Genomic DNA, 825 nt, shown 5'->3' with positions numbered 1-825 from the left:
GTGAGCAGCGCGGCCAGGCCGGCCTGGAGGGTCATGAACATCGTCACCCGGTGCTCGCGCGCCAGGGCGGTCAGAGCGCGGTGGAGCTCGGCGCCGAGCGGGAGCACCACCCGGTCGCCGCGGTGGGAGCTGTCGGCCCGCCGGGGGCGGTCGACCGGCAGCGCGATCTCCTCCGGCAGTCCGGCCAGTACCTCGCGCCAGTGGGCGAGCTGGCGGGCGGCCGGGCTCTGCGGGTCGGCCTCGTCGCCGAGCAGCTCGCGCTGCCAGAGCGCGTAGTCGGCGTACTGGACCGGCAGCGGGCGCAGCGCGGGGGCGGTGCCGTCGCGGCGGGCCGCATAGGCGGCGGCGAGGTCGCGCAGCAGCGGCTCCATCGAGCGGCCGTCACCGGCGATGTGGTGCAGGACGAGGACGAGCAGGTGCTCCTCCTGCATCTCCTCCCCCTGCTCCTGCTCCTGCGCGCCGTCGGCGGCGGGCAGCAGCAGGGCCCGCAGCGGCAGGTCGGCAGCGAGGTCGAAGGGCAGGTCCGCGTAGGCCGCCACCTCCGCCGCCGGGTCGGCCGCCGGGGTGGTGCGGTGCTCGAACGGGACCAGGGCCTCGGCGGCCGGGACGATCCGCTGGTACGGCTCGCCGTCCTGCTCGGCGATCACGGTGCGCAGGCTCTCGTGCCGGGCCACCACATCGGTCAGGGCGGCGGCCAGGACGGCGGGGTCGAGCGGGCCGCCGATCCGCAGCGCGAGCGGCAGGTTGTAGAGGCCGGAGGGGCCCTCCATCCGGTCGATCAGCCAGAGCCGGCGCTGCGCGGAGGAGAGCGGCAGCCGCTCGGGG

Annotated in this window: 1 protein-coding gene; it reads right to left on the bottom strand. The window is 77.0% G+C overall.

Features of this window, described 5'->3' with window-relative positions:
- On the bottom strand, positions 1 to 825 hold an 825-nt coding region (locus VR45_RS41600; RefSeq protein ID WP_045945184.1), incomplete at both ends, for a condensation domain-containing protein.

The organism is Streptomyces sp. NRRL S-495 (genome assembly GCF_000966955.1).
Classification (GTDB): domain Bacteria; phylum Actinomycetota; class Actinomycetes; order Streptomycetales; family Streptomycetaceae; genus Kitasatospora; species Kitasatospora purpeofusca.
This window is presented reverse-complemented; position numbering and strand designations above follow the sequence as displayed.